The sequence below is a fragment of the Chroococcidiopsis sp. CCALA 051 genome, from assembly GCF_003015105.1.
GTDB lineage: Bacteria > Cyanobacteriota > Cyanobacteriia > Cyanobacteriales > Chroococcidiopsidaceae > Chroococcidiopsis > Chroococcidiopsis thermalis.
On sequence record NZ_PYCI01000053.1, the window covers coordinates 24,637 to 40,807 of the forward strand.

Annotated in this window: 17 protein-coding genes; 8 read left to right on the plus strand and 9 right to left on the minus strand. The window is 43.4% G+C overall.

The genetic code is table 11. The features are described 5' to 3' along the window. Positions 1-83 precede the first annotated feature (83 nt). The 4 genes from C7Y66_RS14800 to C7Y66_RS32980 form a co-directional block, all read right to left on the minus strand. Positions 84-1,019, minus strand: a complete 936-nt coding sequence (locus C7Y66_RS14800) for a polyphosphate kinase 2 family protein (protein ID WP_106546183.1) — start codon at positions 1,017-1,019, stop codon at positions 84-86. A 372-nt stretch (positions 1,020-1,391) separates the two neighbouring features. Beyond that, entirely contained in the window at positions 1,392-1,841 is a 450-nt protein-coding gene (locus C7Y66_RS14805; RefSeq protein WP_015154396.1) for a GNAT family N-acetyltransferase, read from the minus strand. Positions 1,842-1,877: 36 nt separating this feature from the next. Further along, positions 1,878-2,459, minus strand: a complete 582-nt coding sequence (locus tag C7Y66_RS14810) for a TetR/AcrR family transcriptional regulator (protein ID WP_106546184.1) — start codon at positions 2,457-2,459, stop codon at positions 1,878-1,880. 37 nt (positions 2,460-2,496) lie between these two features. After that, positions 2,497-2,622 carry a hypothetical protein gene (locus C7Y66_RS32980; RefSeq protein ID WP_255409990.1) on the minus strand — a complete coding sequence of 42 codons (126 nt, stop codon included), beginning with the start codon at positions 2,620-2,622 and terminating at the stop codon, positions 2,497-2,499. A 196-nt stretch (positions 2,623-2,818) separates the two neighbouring features. Between C7Y66_RS32980 and C7Y66_RS14815 the strand changes: the two genes are divergently transcribed. Continuing rightward, positions 2,819-3,265: a hypothetical protein gene (locus tag C7Y66_RS14815; protein ID WP_015154398.1), complete on the plus strand. Its 447-nt coding sequence runs from the start codon at positions 2,819-2,821 to the stop codon at positions 3,263-3,265. 495 nt (positions 3,266-3,760) lie between these two features. After that, the gene (locus tag C7Y66_RS14820) at positions 3,761-4,468 is read left to right on the plus strand and encodes a bacteriorhodopsin (RefSeq protein WP_106546185.1); all 708 of its coding nucleotides are present in this window, start codon (positions 3,761-3,763) and stop codon (positions 4,466-4,468) included. A gap of 30 nt (positions 4,469-4,498) precedes the next feature. On the opposite strand, the gene C7Y66_RS14825 is transcribed toward C7Y66_RS14820, so the two are convergent. Next, the gene (locus C7Y66_RS14825; protein ID WP_106546186.1) at positions 4,499-5,383 is read right to left on the minus strand and encodes a carbohydrate ABC transporter permease; all 885 of its coding nucleotides are present in this window, start codon (positions 5,381-5,383) and stop codon (positions 4,499-4,501) included. A gap of 109 nt (positions 5,384-5,492) precedes the next feature. Further along, the gene (locus tag C7Y66_RS32985) at positions 5,493-5,615 is read right to left on the minus strand and encodes a hypothetical protein (protein ID WP_255409991.1); all 123 of its coding nucleotides are present in this window, start codon (positions 5,613-5,615) and stop codon (positions 5,493-5,495) included. Here C7Y66_RS32985 and purN point away from each other — a divergent pair. Beyond that, complete coding sequence (gene purN, locus C7Y66_RS14830; protein ID WP_106546187.1) at positions 5,596-6,276, plus strand: phosphoribosylglycinamide formyltransferase; 681 nt, start codon at positions 5,596-5,598, stop codon at positions 6,274-6,276. The genes C7Y66_RS32985 and purN overlap by 20 nt on opposite strands. A gap of 95 nt (positions 6,277-6,371) precedes the next feature. Here purN and C7Y66_RS14835 read toward each other — a convergent pair whose 3' ends face one another. From C7Y66_RS14835 to C7Y66_RS31120, 3 genes are all read right to left on the minus strand, one after another. After that, positions 6,372-7,178: a WecB/TagA/CpsF family glycosyltransferase gene (locus tag C7Y66_RS14835; protein WP_106546188.1), complete on the minus strand. Its 807-nt coding sequence runs from the start codon at positions 7,176-7,178 to the stop codon at positions 6,372-6,374. After that, positions 7,171-8,244 carry an NAD-dependent epimerase/dehydratase family protein gene (locus tag C7Y66_RS14840; protein ID WP_106546189.1) on the minus strand — a complete coding sequence of 358 codons (1,074 nt, stop codon included), beginning with the start codon at positions 8,242-8,244 and terminating at the stop codon, positions 7,171-7,173. The genes C7Y66_RS14835 and C7Y66_RS14840 overlap by 8 nt, the downstream gene beginning before the upstream one ends. A gap of 520 nt (positions 8,245-8,764) precedes the next feature. Further along, positions 8,765-8,911, minus strand: a complete 147-nt coding sequence (locus tag C7Y66_RS31120) for a hypothetical protein (RefSeq protein ID WP_158265933.1) — start codon at positions 8,909-8,911, stop codon at positions 8,765-8,767. Positions 8,912-9,432: 521 nt separating this feature from the next. On the opposite strand from C7Y66_RS31120, the gene C7Y66_RS14845 reads away from it, so the two are divergent. The 5 genes from C7Y66_RS14845 (at position 9,433) to C7Y66_RS14865 (ending at position 16,033) form a co-directional block, all read left to right on the plus strand. Then, positions 9,433-10,419, plus strand: coding sequence for a DUF3102 domain-containing protein (locus C7Y66_RS14845; RefSeq protein WP_015154405.1), 987 nt, complete (start codon positions 9,433-9,435; stop codon positions 10,417-10,419). A gap of 215 nt (positions 10,420-10,634) precedes the next feature. Beyond that, positions 10,635-12,818, plus strand: a complete 2,184-nt coding sequence (locus C7Y66_RS14850) for a polysaccharide biosynthesis tyrosine autokinase (protein ID WP_106546190.1) — start codon at positions 10,635-10,637, stop codon at positions 12,816-12,818. Positions 12,819-12,939: 121 nt separating this feature from the next. Further along, on the plus strand, positions 12,940-13,767 hold the full coding sequence (locus C7Y66_RS14855; RefSeq protein WP_106546191.1) for an ABC transporter permease: 828 nt from the start codon (positions 12,940-12,942) through the stop codon (positions 13,765-13,767). Between the two features lie 16 nt (positions 13,768-13,783). After that, entirely contained in the window at positions 13,784-15,061 is a 1,278-nt protein-coding gene (locus C7Y66_RS14860; RefSeq protein ID WP_106546192.1) for an ABC transporter ATP-binding protein, read from the plus strand. 18 nt (positions 15,062-15,079) lie between these two features. Beyond that, entirely contained in the window at positions 15,080-16,033 is a 954-nt protein-coding gene (locus C7Y66_RS14865) for a hypothetical protein (RefSeq protein WP_106546193.1), read from the plus strand. Positions 16,034-16,171: the final 138 nt, after the last annotated feature.

Below are 16,171 nucleotides of genomic sequence, written 5' to 3' on the forward strand. Positions count from 1 at the left end.
AAGTCAAAAGCTAAAAGTCAAAACTAATTCTCCCTACTCCCTGCTCTCTACTCTCTTCTCCACTGATAACTGACTGATCACTGTTAATCGGGAATAGTTATATTTTCTAAATTTTGTGCTGCTGCTGGATATTGTGGATTCATTGCTTCTAAGGTATCAGCGATCGCCCGAGCAATAACTAAGTTTCTATACCACTTTTTATTTGCCGGAACGACATACCAAGGAGCATACTCTGTAGAGCAATAATTAATTGCATCTTCATAAGCTTGTTGGTAATCATCCCATAATTTCCGCTCGTTGACATCGTTAATAGAAAATTTCCATCGCTTATCTGGGTCTTCCAGCCGCTTTTCTAATCTACGTTTTTGTTCGTCTTTAGAAATATGTAGAAAAAACTTAATAATACTAATATTATTCAAAACCAGCATTTGTTCAAATTCATTAATGCTGTGATATCTTTTCTGCCATACTGCTTCCGGCATGAGTTGTTTAACGCGCACGATTAATACATCTTCGTAGTGAGAACGATTAAAAATATTAATCATGCCTCGTTGCGGTGTCCGCTGATGGTAGCGCCACAAAAAATCATGGCTCAATTCTTCTTGGCTGGGATTTTTAAAAGACCAAACTCGACAACCTTGAGGATTGATTCCCTGAAAAACATGTTTAATTGTGCCGTCTTTCCCACCAGTATCCATTGCTTGTAGTACGATGAGTAGACTGCGCTGCTGCTCGGCGTACAGGCGTTCTTGTAACAAACTCAAGCGATCGCGATAATACTCTAGTTCTGCTTCTATCTCTTTCTTGCTCTGATAGCTTTCACAAGTATCTGGATCGATCTGACTTAGCTGAATTGGTTCGTTGGGAGTGACGCGATAGCGGGGATAATCGGGTTTTGGTGGTAACTCGTCTGCTACAACTGTTTCTGGAGACATAGTGCGGGCAACTTTTGCTGTCTCATTATCTGTAGTTTTGTTAATCTGAGCAGCGGATTTTTTTGCCGATTTTGAATTCGCCATAGTAACACTATCGCCAAGCTTTATCGAACTTATTTTTTGATTTTATGGCAAGAATTACAGCAGTGTTTCTCTCAAAAGATAGACTCATGCGTTTTGTTTTACAGCAGTGAGTAGGTAATTGGTAGTTGGTAATCGGTAGTTGCTCCCTCAGCTTCCTCAGCTCTCTTCTTCCTCCTGCTACCCAATACATCTCGGTTAAGATTCGATCCCCCCTAACCCCCCTTTTTAAGGGGGGAACTCTCGCCCCCTTTTTAAGGGGGTTGGGGGATCTTCAAGATTTTTGCATTGCTAAGTGAGAAGTATTGCCCTGCTCCCCTGCTTCCTCCTCTGCTCGTGCGCTCCCTACTCCCTGCTCTCTAGTATGATTAACGACTACAGCTTTGAATAACGCATAATTGTTACAGGAACACCGATTTTCGCTGCCAAGTCAGACAAAGCAAACTTAAATTTGAGCGATCGCGGTAATTCTTTCCATGTAACTGCAACAAACCCAAAGCGAGTGTAAAACTCTGCTAGTTTACGCCCCAAGCATTCTAAATAAAGCGGCTGAGTTGCTTGTTCAATTAAATATTCCACCAAGTACGACCCCAAGCCTTTACCCCGCCAGTTAGAGGCAACCACTAAACTACCCAATTCTTGCGCCCCAGCAAAAGCCCGTAACTGCCCGCAAGCAACGACTCGTCCGTTGCATTCAACGACTGAAAATTGTTGCCAGCGTAACTGCGTCGGGTCGAGTTTTGCCGATAGCACCAACTTCCGAATTGCCCAAGCATCCTTAGCATTGGCGGGGCGAAGATTGCATCCTGATGGTAAAGTAGACATTCGGTTGAAGTCTAAATTTTCAAAATTAGATGACAATTACATTTTTACAACTAAACCAACAGCACGACGAACGTATGCTTGATACGACTCGTTTGTAGGTGGAAATACCAATCCGTAAAGCATGATACCGCTGATGAGGTCGAAGACAAGATCGGCATCTATATCTGCGGCAATTTCTTGTCTGCTTTTTGCTTGTGCAATGACAGCAGCAAAGGCTTGGCGGCGGGGTTGGAGATATCTCGCCCAGTAAACCTGAGCAAACTGGGGATTGTTAGATGCTGTACTGATAATTAAAGCTACAATTTGCCGTCCCAGAGGATCTAAGGTCATTTGGGTAGCACTGGCAATAATTAAATCGATATCGCTCCAAAAGTTTTTCGTATCTGGAATTTCTACGTCTTCTCTACGGCTTTCGATCGCATCTGCCACCAGTTCTTCTTTTGAGTTGTAGCGACGGTAAATTGTGGTTTTTCCCACCCCTGCACGGCTAGCGATCGCCTCTATACTCATGCGCTCGTAACCCACCTCGGCTAAGAGTTCCAAGGTGGCTCTATGAATAGCGCGATCGGCTTCTACACTACGCGGTCTTCCAGGCTGATTTTTAATTTTTGCATTCATTATTGGTTCGTTACTCTTGGATCGTCATCTGGTGGTATCATCCGCTACCGCTACGCAAATATAAGCAGCATGTCTTAACGATGCATCCACCATTGTGATGTTCTTCGTTTAAATCTGCGATCGCCACAAGGCGATCGATGGATGTAGTACCCGTAATCTTCAAACCATCAGCTCTCTAAATCAAATAGGATGACTGTTGCTACTGGCGAGGATTAAATTAAGGAACGACTTCTAGTCTACCGAAAGGAGGAAATTTAGTTAACAACTGAGTAACTTGAAAACCCTCTATCCGCAGAACGATCTAGCAGATGAGTTAGTTGGAGTACTGTAAATGCTAAATCGTATAGAGATTGTATCCGATGAAACTGACATATTTGAAGCAACAAGTTTCGACTTTGGGACGTTTTCTGGCAACAACGCTATTTTTTCTGTCGGCGATCGGCTTTGTATGGCACTTTGCCTTGTTCTCAAACCCTGTAGCAATGGCTAGTCCCGCTCCGATTTCGATCGCAGCGGCAGATATGGGCGATCGAACTAAAGAAGCAGCCGATGATGTTGCTAAAGGCTCCAAGAATTTGATCCGAGATACGGCAAACAAAGTTGAGCGAGCTGCCAACAAAAATGCTGCTAAAGTCGATCGAGCTGACGACGAGGGTAGTGGCGTTGAGCGCAAAGCCAAGCGAGATCGAGATCGGATTGAGCAAAGAGCTGAGGAAGATGCCGCTCGGACTGAAAAAGCAGTAGACAAAAACATGAACGCTGTCAAGCGTACTGTTGACTCTATCAAGGATGCTTTTAGCAATTAGAGCCGCAATCCGCTCAGATAGTTAGGACATGATTGGAGATACGAGGAAGAGGATTTATAATTCCTCATAGTCTGCACGTCAAAGCCTAAATTAGAAAGCCTAAGTCAGAAAGAAGATTTTTTGACTTAGGCTTTTTCTTGGGATGACGAAGGACGAGCGCCAAGCACCAAGACCGAGCGTTGGCATCAGGCAAGTATGACTTTATGATGAAATTCACTGAAGCTTAAGGAATTACATTTAACCATACTAGCTCTCGAATTACAGTGTTAATCTCAAATGATGGTGTTATGTAACATCGCTTTTCCATATTCGCAAATTATGCCAACAGTTCAAAAAATTGACACTAGCCAATTAGTCAATATGGGAGTAATGTAGTTGACGAACATCTAAATCAAGCTAAGCAAATGCCAGCGGTTGCTGGTAATTCTCACATAACCACTGGCTCGCATATGGAAAGTTATATCGCAAGTTATCAGTTATATAAGTTATAGAAATATGACATTTCTCTGGCAGTGGCTTGGTGTATTTGGTATGTCGTTTGGTGCGATCGTTTTTGGAATTGGCGCTCACAATGCGAAAAATCAGCGCTGGCAAATTTTGTACACGCTCAACTTTTTCGTTTGCGCGATCGCTGCTGGACTGTATTTAATTATGGCTCTCGGTCAAGGAGTAGATTTTATTAACGGTCGTCCCACTTTCTGGGTCAGATATGTTTCTTGGTTTATTTCTACGCCTTTGTTGCTCTTAATTCTCACATATCTTGGAAAAACTAACGTGACAACCACAGCGAGCTTGTTAGGAGCAAATGCTTATACAATTGCTGCTGGTTTTGTTGCTACTATTTCACCCTATCCAGTTAATTATATTTGGTACATTGTCAGTTGTGCAGCTTACTGTGCTACTGTATATCTTCTCCTTAACCAATATCGCCCACAAGTAGAACGTACCTTCCCTAGAGTTATTCCAGCTTTTCACAAATTGCTGAAAGTTCACTTGACAATATGGACGCTTTACCCGATAGTCTGGCTTCTGAGTCCCGCAGGTTTGAATTTCTTAAATATTAGCGTGGAAACAATGTTTGTGACTCTCCTCGATATGGCTTCCAAGGTAGGTTTTGGTTTTCTTTCATTACAAACTATGAGTGCTATAGAGAAAGCGAGACAGCAAGCAAAAACAGCATCTTCTTTAGTTGTATTTCGTTAATTTGTAGCAAAAAATATATATAGCGTGCTTCTACTCTTCGTCCCAAGTTTGCAACTGAATATAAACTAAAACTAGCGCTACCAATAACAAAACTGTAGCCGCAGCCGCAGCATAACCGAAATCGAATTGCCCAAAAGCTTCTTGATAAATGTAATAAACTAAAATATTAGTAGAATTTAAAGGTCCTCCACCAGTCACGACATAAATTTGCTCGAAACCCCGCAAAGTAAAAATTGCTGTTGTAATCGTAGCGAAGATTAACGTCGGTCTCAATCCTGGTAGAGTAATATACCAAAATTGCTGCCAAGCATTTGCTCCATCTAATTCTGCTGCTTCATAACGACTGGGAGGAATTGCCTGCAATCCAGCTAGAAATACCACCATATTGAAGCCTAGCTGCTTCCAAATACTCAATAAAATGATGACTGGCATTGCCCAAATATTACTACCTAGCCAGGGAATCGGAGAAATTCCAATTGCATTCAACCATGTATTGACTGGTCCCTCGGTTTGAAATAGCCAGCGAAATCCTAACCCAGCGGCGACAATAGACACAATTGAAGGGAGAAAATAGGCGCTGCGTAATAATCCTCGCCAAGCTATATTGCGGTTTAATAGTGCTGCCAAACCTAGAGGGATCGCTAGGCTGGGAATTACTGTAGCAATGGTAAAATAGCAAGTATTACTAAGAACTTGCCAAAAATCAGGATTGAGAATTAGTCGTAAGTAATTGTTAAATCCTACCCAGCGCACGCCAGCAGCGGTAAAACTTCCTGTAGTGAAGCTGAGATAAAACAGATAAGCAATGGGAAATATTAGAAATATTCCCAGCATGAGCAGCGCTGGCGTGAGAAAAATCCATGCTGCGATCGCATCGTTATCTAGCAGTTGCTTGCGAGAACGCTCAAAAGCCATACTTTGTATTTTAACTTTGTAGGGCTATTTTACTCATTAAAGCAAGCAGGTAGTAGGGAGGAGTCAAGAGTCAAGAGTTGATGGTTGATGGTTGTTGGTTGTTGACGCTTCACCGATAACTGATAACTGCAATTTTTAACGCCGGAGTGAGGCGATCGCCAGTCGAATGATGGATAATGACTGAGTTAACACCTTGCTCGATAAAATGCTGTATGACGATCCCAGCAACCACCGCCTCTACTGCCAGCTTAATTTCTCCGATCGATCCCACCGATCTATGGATACCAGGAGAACCAATTAAACTAGGTATACTTGCTTCGGGAAATGGCAGTAACTTTGAAGCTGTAGCAGAGGCGATCGCCCAAGGTAGACTTAATGCTAAAATTCAAGTTTTAATTTACAATAACCCAGAAGCGAAAGTCGCAGTTCGAGCTGCAAATCGTGACGTACCTGCCGTTTTGCTCAATCATCGTCATTTTCCCAGCCGTGAAGATCTAGATCGTCAAATTGTTCAAACTTTACATCAATATGACGTATCATGGGTTATAATGGCGGGCTGGATGCGAATTGTCACGCCAGTACTCATCAATGCTTTTATCGAACGAATTATTAACATCCATCCCAGTTTATTACCCAGCTTTCGCGGGATTCAGGCAGTAGAACAAGCCCTCGCTGCTGGTGTAAAAATCGCAGGTTGTACGGTGCATATAGTCGTTCCCGAAGTTGATAGCGGGCGCATTTTGCTCCAAGCAGCCGTACCCGTCTTACCTGACGACACCCCCCAAACTCTACACCAACGAATTCACCAGCAAGAATATCGAATTTTACCCGCCGCGATCGCTCTTGCTGCGAAGCAGGGAGCAGGGACGAGCTGGGAGCTGGGAGCAGAATAAAACACCCGTCAACTGTCTTCACGGAGTTTAGCGCAGCATTTACTGTCAAATAATGACGATTAAACCTCGTGCAAAATTTGCACGTCGTTTATAGATTACCCGTAAGATTCAATCGGTTCGCTACCGTCAGGAGCAGGTGGCACAAATTTTTTCCAACCGAGTAACTGAAAGCCAACATACCATAAATAAAGCGGATTGAGCAGGATATAGCGCCGCCACAAGCGTCTGGGTTCTTGTAGCAGACGAAATAACCACTCCAATCCCAAATCTTGCATTGTTTGCGGTGCTGGCGCTAGCCTACCAGCGTGAAAATCGAAGGCAGCACCCACAGCTAAGATGGGGATGCCTAGCATTTGGCGATATTCGTAAGCCCAAACTTCTTGTCGAGGACAACCAAGACCAAGAAGTACGGTACTAGCTCCAGAGGCTTTAATCCGAGCCACTAACTCTTTCCGTTCCTCTAAAGAGAGACGGCGAAATTTAGAAGGCTCCATGCCCGCAATTTGAAGCTGGGGAAAGCGTTGCTGCAACTGACAAGCGAATTGCTGTAATACTTCTATTTGACTGCCATATAGATAGACACTTAGCCCTTTTTCAGCAAAAGCTTGAGCGATTCTGAGCGTCAGCTTGGGACCGCAGACGCGATCGGGTAATCCTTGCTTGTGCAGCCACCACAAAGCCCAGCGCACGGGTTGTCCGTCAGGAACTACGAGATCCATACCGTTCAATCGACGGGCGTGAATGGGGTCTAAAAATCCCGTCATCACGCCATGAACGGCTAACGCACTGACCGCATAGGGAACTCTCTTTTCAGCCGCAACAACAATTTTGCTGACAGCAAATTCGTAATCTATAGCGTGGATGTTAATTCCTAAGATGGAGTGTTTGCCTCGATTAATCACTGTACTTTAACCACCTTTCACAGTTTTGGGTGTAAATCTCCCGCAAAATGTGCGGTACGTCGTATTTAATCGACCAATTTGGATACTTGGCTTTAAACTTCGATAAATCGCTGATGTACCAGATGTGGTCGCCACTGCGATTTTCATCGGTGTAAGAGTAGTTCAACTCCTTGCTAGCAATTTGTTCGCAATAAGCGATCGCCTCTAGCATTGAGCAATTGCTTTCTCTACCACCGCCGATGTTGTAAACTTCAGCGATTCCAGGATTGAGATAGAACTCGTAAAATGCCGCAATCAAGTCTGAGGAGTGAATGTTATCGCGGACTTGTTTGCCTTGATAACCGTAGATCGTGTAAGGATCGCCAGTCACGGTACATTTCATCAAGTAAGCGAGAAAGCCGTGTAATTTCGTTCCCGAATGGCTGGGTCCGGTCAAACAGCCACCTCGAAAGCAAACAGTAGGAATGCCAAAGTAATGACCGTATTCTTGGACTAATACGTCGGCTGCAACCTTAGAAGCTCCGAATAGAGAGTGCTTGCTGCGATCGATACTCATATCTTCAGAGATCCCCAAAGCATACTTATGAGCGGGATCGATCTCCCAGCGGCGGTCTAACTCAACTAGGGGTAAAAAGTTGGGTAAGTCTCCGTAGACTTTGTTAGTGGAAGTGAAGATAAATGGGGTGTCTGGGCAATGTTGGCGCGTTGCTTGTAACAAATTCAACGTACCGTTGGCATTGACCGAGAAATCGGAGAACGGATCGCGTGCAGCCCAGTCGTGAGATGGCTGGGCTGCGGTATGAATGACAAGGGCAATGTCTTGTTTGTAGTACTGAAAAATGACATCCAGGCGAGCGCTATCTCGGATATCTACATCGTAGTGAGTGTACTCTCTAATCTGAGATTGTAAACGCCTAAGATTCCATTTTGTGGAAGCTTCCTCTCCAAAAAAAAAGCTACGCATATCGTTATCGATCCCGACGACATGCATACCGAGAGCGCTAAAAAAACGTACTGCTTCCGAACCAATGAGACCAGCAGAGCCAGTAACGATCGCAACACTCATGGCTTATTCTCAAGCTTTTTGTAATTTTTTCTCTGCATTGTTTAGTATGCATTCCAGAGCTGCAATGACTGCCGGTACTTTTGACAATACATGCGAATATCACGATCTATACTTGACCAGCCTAGAGCCGACGCATGTGCTAATGCTCAGGCGATCGCGTGTCAAAAATTTGTCTGACATTCGCTCGAATGCCTGCACCTCTGTCGCGAGAAGCTTCAGACTGAAAATCTGCAATCTCTCGCTGACAATTTTGCAATACTCTGGATTTAAATTTGGTGTTCTACCACACAGGAGCCTGCTAGCTACCGTAGATGGAAACTCCTCAAGATTTCAGCTGCTCTAGGAATTGTTAGAACTGCTTTTTTTCTTCGTCTCTCGGTCTAGATTGCCGTACCTGAGTCCGTAATCGTTAATAGACCAACAGACAATTGGAATCTGCCGCAGCTACGATACGAAAGGCGATTTTAATGTAGCCAGAGTTAATATACTCTAACTAGGTGGAATTACGCAACCCATTTTTCTATCCATCTTGCGATCGCTTCATGAAAACGTTTTTGTAGCTGTTGGTGTGACTTGTGCTATGTAGTTGTTGTTGAGCGCGAGGCGCGATCGCACTCAACCTGCAACCAGTATTTAGCCCTGAATGTAATCTATCCCTAAATGTCATGCCTAACTATCTGTTCGAGGGAACGGACAACGGGTAAGGGGGAACGGCGATGAAATTGGTGCAGGACAGATTTTCGACCAGAACGTCGTTCGGATATTGTCAACCGTAATTTCACGGATAATTTGTGACAAGTTACCCCAACCTCGGTTCAATTTTCCGTAAAATTTCGCAAGCAATAAATTAAAAAAGATTCTTAACTTATCGTAACGTTTTCGACTTGATAAACCTAAACCCCCATAGTTAAGGCATAAAATGGTCGTCGTTAAATTCTTAGTATCGGTTTGCGCTAGCGATCTCTATCCATCGTCGGCTGAAAATTCTAAAATAAATTCAATGTCTATTTCTTCGATTGAATTTTTAACTTATGTGTTTAAAACTTCCTTTTGACTCAAATCAGGTTTGTATCATTTTCTACAACAGAATCTCTAAAAAATATCACAAATAAGCGTCAACAAATTAATCGAAGGTCATAAACTCGGATCGACAAATGCAAGCCAAGCAAATCTAAACAATCTAAACAAATGGAGCTAGAGCCAGGTTTCGATTACAGAGTTTTAAGTGAGAAAAACCGTTCGCTCGTTCAGCAAAGAACTAAAGAGCTGAAGGAGCGCTTGCAGCGTACAGCTCAAGATATATGGGACATTGGGAAGAAATTAGTTGAGGTGAGAGCAGAACTAAAAGGACATGGCTACTTCGATGCTTGGCTGAGAGCTGAATTCGGGTGGAGTCGGCGCACGGCATACAACTTTATTTATGTATACGAAGCATTTCCTTATGCAAAATTTGCACAGATGATCATCGAGCCATCCGCGCTCTATCGCTTAGCTTCGCCTTCGACTCCCGATGCAATCCGCGACAAATTTATTCAACAGGCTAATGCGGGTAGTAAAGTCACGCATAAAGAAGTTTTGAAAGCCGTTACTGAAGAAAAGCTGAAGCAAATTCCCAATTCTCCCATCGAACATTCTCTCAAATCGGCAGCAGCTCAACCAGAAGAAGACCCGTCCCTAAATATAGATAAAGAAGTTAAATCAGTCGTCCCAGAAATACAACAACCTCCCTATAAAGCTGCTGCTTATAAAGCTAATCCAACAATTGTCACCCCACGTTTCCAGCAGTCGCATTGGTACACGCTGGGCATGGATCACCTATTATTTTGCGGCGATACTAACTCACCAGCATTTTTCGATCGCCTACCGGAAGCAGCTTTTGCTTTGGATATTGCGGTAGGTGGTAAGTGGCAGCATGACTGGTTAATGTATAAAGCTCGCTCGGCGTTGATCCTCCATCCCCGGGAAAGAATTGATGGAGAGCGGATTAGGCAGCTACTATTGATGTTTTCGGAACGGGAAGATGCAATAATATTACCCTGCGCGCCCAGTGGAGAGGCGATTGCTACGATCGGTAGGCTCAAGCGGAAATTATTTGCAGGCTATCGAAATCGACAACAGTGCCAACAGGCGATCGCTGATTCGGGATTAAAAGCGCAAAAGGTTGAATTACCCTAGTTGTATTTGTTACCCTGAAAGCCGATCTCATTTATGCTTATAGTGATATACTGCCAAGAAAGTATCGTTCTCGTTCACAATTAAGTCCCTCATTCGAGTGGCGATCGCGGCACAGTTCAACTAGCCACCCGCCCTATTCCCAGTAGCACTTGCGCCAGAAATATCTCCGGTCGCGAAACGTTCGCTCTCAATCAGCAGCAACTTACCATTAGCTTATGGAATCTAGAGTGGAATCTAGAGAAGCCGTAGACATCAACTTGCAAAACTTGCAGTTAGCCATCAAACGACGATGGTTGGCAGCAGCAGGGGTATTTGGCTTTGTCTTAGGACTCTCAACAATCGTAACCCTTTTGCAAGCGCCGCTATACCAAGCAGAAGGCAAGCTCTTGCTCAAAAAGCCCAGCGAGACTTCTAGTCTCAACCCTGAAAAGTACGAGCCGCGCTTGGAACCGCTCAGCGCTGAGAGCAATCCGGTGAGTACCGAGTCGGAAATCGTCAGTTCGATCCCGCTGGCACAGAAAACGATCGCTGCTCTCACCCTTAAAGATGAGGAAGGTAAGCCGCTCAAACCGACAGCACTGATTAGCCAGTTGACACTGAAAAATATTCCCGCTACTGACGTGCTGCAAGTCGCATACGAAAGTAAAGATCCTCAAGAAGCAGCAGCAGTCGTCAATAAATTGATGAGCGCCTATGTAGATTACAACATTCAGAGTAACCGTGCCGAAGCCTCAGCTGCAGAAGATTTTATCGTCAAGCAACTGCCGCAGACAGAAAGCACGGTGCGGGCAGCTGAAGCTAGTTTGCGCCGTTTTAAGGAACGACACCAAATCGTTAGCTTAGAACATGAAGCTATCTCAGCTGTAGAAGTGCTGAAGGAACTACAAGACCAAATCACACTTGCAGAAGCAGCACTCGTACAAACTCAAGGTCGAGCGACAAAACTGCAAAAAGAAATTGCCCTCACTTCCCAAGATGTCGTACCGATTAATTCTCTCAAAGAGTCCCCCGGAATACAAAAGACCCTGGCAGAATTACAACGGGTAGAAGGCGATTTGGTTGTCCTCCAAACTCGTTTTGAAGACACATACCCCGAAGTCCAAAAATTACAACAAAAACGGAATGCCCTCAAACAGTTGTTAGAAGGACGCATAGGACAAATGTTGGGCAACTCGAAGCAGGTATCGAATCGCAATTTAGAAGCAGGCGAGTTGCAACAAAAATTGGCTGAAGACTTGGTAAGAGCGGAAGTCGAACGCCTCAGTTTGTCTAATAGATTAAAATTTTTAGCTCAAGCTAGAACGAACTACAGGCAAAGAGCGACAGTTTTACCGCAATTAGAGCAGCAACAACGGGAGTTAGAGCGACAAGTCAGAGCCGCCCAAGCTACCTACGAATTAATGCTGAAAAAACTGCAAGAACTACGGGTAGAGCAAAACAGAAATATTGGTAACGCCAGCATTATTGAAACAGCATTAGTGCCAGAAACTCCCTTATTGGGTAAAAGAGTGATGACTCTCGGTTTGGGAGGAATCGCCGCAATACTACTGGCGATCGCCACGATTACTTTACTCGAACTAAGCGACGCATCAATCAAAACACTTAGAGAAGTTAAGCAGTTGTTTGGTTATACCTTAATCGGTAGCATTCCTCAACTTGGTAAATTCATCAAATTGAAACCCGGACGACAGGAAGATTGTCCAATTCCCGAACTAGCAGTGAGAAACAGTCCTCGCTCGTTGACAGCGGAAGCTTATCGCATGTTACAAGCTAACTTGCGGTTTTTGAATTTAGATCGTCCGCTCAAAGCTGTCGTCGTGACGAGTTCAGTACCCAAAGAAGGCAAATCGACCGTTTGTGCTAATTTAGCCGTCGCGATCGCCCAGCTAGGACGCAGAGTATTATTAATTGATGCCGACCTCCGCTCTCCGATCCAACACCATATTTGGCAGCAAACGAATGTAGAGGGTTTGAGCCACGTCCTCGTTGGCGGAACCGATTTTCAGGCAGCAGTAGAACAAGTTATGCCCAACTTACACGTTCTTACGGCTGGAGTCGTGCCACCTAACCCAATGGCTCTAATCGACTCACAGCGAATGGCTGCATTGGTCAGTTCATTAAGCGATCGTTACGATTTTGTCATCATCGACGCTCCGCCTTTGGTAGTAGCGGCAGATGCTCTGACTCTAGGAAAAATTACCGATGGAATTTTGTTGGTCGCTAGGCTAGGGGTGGTCGATTATAGTAATGCAGCTGCGGCAAGAGAGGCTCTCAAATGTTCCTGTCAGACAGTGCTGGGAGTTGTTGCCAATAGCGTTCCGTCCGAAAATCGACCTTACAGTTCCTTCCATTATCAAAGTCAAGACAATCTCGATACCACAGTAGTCTCTAGTAGGTGAAATGGTCATAGGTAATGGGTAATGGATCGGTTGTCAATGTAGAGACGTTACATGTAACGTCTCTACAAAGGATAGTTAGCGCTCTGTAACCTTCGATTTCCGACTTCCACCCTTCATCAACATGAAAACGCGCGAGATCGTATTAGAAGCAGGCAAAACTGAAAGTCAGTATTGGCGAGATGTTTGGGACTATCGCGAATTATTATATTTCCTCGCTTGGCGAGATATTTTGGTTCGGTACAAACAAACCGCGATCGGTATTCTCTGGGCGCTGATTCGACCGTTTCTCACTACGATCGTGCTGACAGTAGTTTTTAGCGTTTTGGCTAAATTGCCCTCAGAAGGAAACGTACCTTACCCGATTATGGTGTTCGCCGCAATGCTACCCTGGCAATTTTTTGCGAATGCCCTGACCGAGTGTAGCAATAGCTTAATTACTAACTCTCAAATTATTTCTAAGATTTATTTTCCTCGCTTAATCGTTCCCGTAAGTGCAGTTGTGGTCTGCTTTGTAGATTTTTTAATTTCTGGTATGATATTACTAGCTTTAATGGCATGGTACAATTTCGTACCTGATTGGCGAATTCTCACACTACCTTTATTTACTGCGATCGCCTTTGCTACGGCAATAGGTGCTGGTCTGTGGTTAGCAGCCTTAACAGTCGAATATCGAGATTTTCGCCATGTCGTGCCGTTTCTCGTTCAAGTCGGTCAATACATCTCGCCCGTAGGTTTTAGTAGCAGCATCGTTCCCGAACAGTGGCGATTGCTATATTCTCTAAATCCGATGGTAGGGGTTATTGATGGGTTCCGTTGGGCAATTTTAGGGGGAGAAGCTCAACTTTACCTACCAGGATTAATTCTGAGCGTAGGGTTAGTTTTACTCTTACTGACTAGCAGTATTTGGTATTTTCGACGCACGGAGCGCACCTTCGCAGACGTGATTTAAATTGTAGGAATAGATCGTGTCACAAACCGTTATTCGTGTCGAGCAGTTGGGAAAAAAATATCTGCTAGCGCAGCAAGCAGGTGGATATACTAATTTGCGAGAAAAAATTACTCAAAAAACTAAGTTTTTGACCCAGAAAATATTAACTCCCAAACGCACGCACAAATTTAAACCAACTCGCGAAGAATTTTGGGCGCTCAAGGATGTTTCATTTGAAGTTAAGCAGGGCGAGTGCGTTGGTATTATCGGCGGAAACGGAGCCGGAAAATCAACATTACTAAAAATTTTAAGCCGCATTACCGAACCAACTAAAGGTAAAATCCGAATTAAAGGTCGAGTTGCCAGCCTTTTAGAAGTAGGAACGGGCTTCCATCCAGAACTCACAGGAAGAGAAAATATTTATCTCAACGGCGCAATTCTGGGAATGAGTAAAGTTGAAATTAAAAGTAAATTTGATGAAATTGTTGCTTTTGCGGAGGTCGAAAAATTTTTAGATACGCCCGTAAAGCGCTATTCTTCCGGCATGTACGTCAGACTAGCGTTTGCCGTTGCCGCTCACCTAGAACCAGAGATTTTAATTATCGATGAAGTCTTAGCAGTAGGAGATATAGCATTTCAAAAGAAGTGTTTGGGTAAAATGGAAAATGTTGCGACTCAAGAAGGTCGAACGGTTTTATTTGTCAGTCATAATATGCAAATGGTTCAAGCTTTGTGTGCTAAAGCTTGCTTACTCAAAGCCGGAAGTATGGCGGCTCAAGGAGATTCAGGTGAGGTCATCGAGCAATATCTATTATCTTTGCGATTGCTAACACAACTCAATTCAACTATATTGGAACAGCGACAGGATCGCTCTGGAGATGGCAGCGCAAAATTAACTTTTATTAATATTGAAGATGGCGATGGGAGTAAAATCATTTGTTCGATTAGCCGCCTAAAACTCACCATCGGCTACCGTAGTGAAAAACCAATTTATTCACCGCGATTCTTAGTCACTATTTATGACTGCAACAACGAATATGCCATCTTTTCACTAGATAGTAATGTCGTAGGAGGAGTTCCCGAGCTTCTTCCTGCTGAAGGTACGGTGACTTGCATTACAGAACCAATGTATCTGACACCTGGGCGATGTCGCATTGAACTGGAGTTACTCAGAGGTGAAATTCTGCTTGACTGTATTGAATATGCCACATGTTTTGATGTAGAAGCTTACGATATTTATGGCTCGGGTAAGTCACCTCCTCGCAGTTGGGCGACTTGCCTGCTGCAATACCAATGGTCTACTAATGTAGGCTAATTTCAGTTGAGAAACAATATGGTTTCACTCCAAAAAGTAGATCGTTCGATGTATGAAGAGGTTTTTCCTTTACTTTTAGATTTAAATGCTCAAGTTAATTGGAGAAACGTTTTTGATTATAATTGGCAGGCGGAAGATTATTGCGGTTATGGATTGTTTGATGGCAAAGAAGTTGTTGGTTTTTTAGGATTAATTTTTAGTCGTAGAGCGATCGCCGATCGCGTTGAGAATTTTTGTAACATTCATAGTTGGATAGTCAAACCGCAATATAGGGATCGCAGTCTATCTTTACTTCTACCCGTTTTGAGGTTAAAAGATTGTACGCTGACAGATCTCAGTCCAGCCCCTAGAGCGATCGAAATCCTGCAAAAGCTGGGTTTTAAAAGATTAGATTCAAAGCTACGTGTATTACTACCAGTTGGCGGGAGAAATAGGAGTGCGATCGAGATAGTTCACCTATCTCAAGAAAAACCTCAAATAGCAGAGCAGTTCTCAAAACAAGATTTAAAATTATTTCAAGACCATAGCAGTTATTCTAACTGCTATCATTTATTAATTGACAATGGCAAAAATTATTGCTACGTCATATATACTATAGTGAAACAAGCATTTCTTTCACACTGCTACATTCAATACATCAGCAATATTCAAATATTTTCGCAGTACAGCGGCGCAATCCGTTCTGAAATAATCAGGCACAGTCGTATTCCTTTAGTTGTGGTAGATTCGCGGCTCATCGCGCCGTTCAAATTACCATTCAGTTACGATTTACCGTTTAGTTTTCCCAAACTTTACAGGTCTTCTAGCTTAAAACTAGCTCAAATTGATAATTTATACTCAGAACTTATTTTATTAAATTTTAGTTTAATTCCGAGTAACTTAAAAGAATTGCGTGGTTTATGGCATGAAACCAAATATTGGTACGAAATAAAGAATACATTTAAAAAAAATACTTATGGAAGAAGTGAGTAAAAATGATTGTCAAAAAAAATCAAAATATAAGACAGCAGATTCGCCAATTTATCTTGAAGAAATTCCCACAGGCAAACGAGCGATCGCTCGGCGAGAATGAAACTTGCTTAGGCAGCGATATTGTTGACTCTTTAGGTA

Bases quoted from the DNA above. Each gene is read 5' to 3' on its own strand.
- C7Y66_RS31120 (WP_158265933.1), bottom strand. From the start codon at position 8,911: ATGACATTTAGGGATAGATTACATTCAGGGCTAAATACTGGTTGCAGG.
- C7Y66_RS14865 (WP_106546193.1), top strand. From the start codon at position 15,080: ATGGTTTCACTCCAAAAAGTAGATCGTTCGATGTATGAAGAGGTTTTT.
- C7Y66_RS14800 (WP_106546183.1), bottom strand. From the start codon at position 1,019: ATGGCGAATTCAAAATCGGCAAAAAAATCCGCTGCTCAGATTAACAAA.
- C7Y66_RS14845 (WP_015154405.1), top strand. From the start codon at position 9,433: ATGGAGCTAGAGCCAGGTTTCGATTACAGAGTTTTAAGTGAGAAAAAC.
- purN (WP_106546187.1), top strand. From the start codon at position 5,596: ATGACGATCCCAGCAACCACCGCCTCTACTGCCAGCTTAATTTCTCCG.
- C7Y66_RS14825 (WP_106546186.1), bottom strand. From the start codon at position 5,383: ATGGCTTTTGAGCGTTCTCGCAAGCAACTGCTAGATAACGATGCGATC.
- C7Y66_RS14850 (WP_106546190.1), top strand. From the start codon at position 10,635: ATGGAATCTAGAGTGGAATCTAGAGAAGCCGTAGACATCAACTTGCAA.
- C7Y66_RS14805 (WP_015154396.1), bottom strand. From the start codon at position 1,841: ATGTCTACTTTACCATCAGGATGCAATCTTCGCCCCGCCAATGCTAAG.
- C7Y66_RS14840 (WP_106546189.1), bottom strand. From the start codon at position 8,244: ATGAGTGTTGCGATCGTTACTGGCTCTGCTGGTCTCATTGGTTCGGAA.
- C7Y66_RS14855 (WP_106546191.1), top strand. From the start codon at position 12,940: ATGAAAACGCGCGAGATCGTATTAGAAGCAGGCAAAACTGAAAGTCAG.
- C7Y66_RS14820 (WP_106546185.1), top strand. From the start codon at position 3,761: ATGACATTTCTCTGGCAGTGGCTTGGTGTATTTGGTATGTCGTTTGGT.
- C7Y66_RS14810 (WP_106546184.1), bottom strand. From the start codon at position 2,459: ATGAATGCAAAAATTAAAAATCAGCCTGGAAGACCGCGTAGTGTAGAA.
- C7Y66_RS14815 (WP_015154398.1), top strand. From the start codon at position 2,819: ATGAAACTGACATATTTGAAGCAACAAGTTTCGACTTTGGGACGTTTT.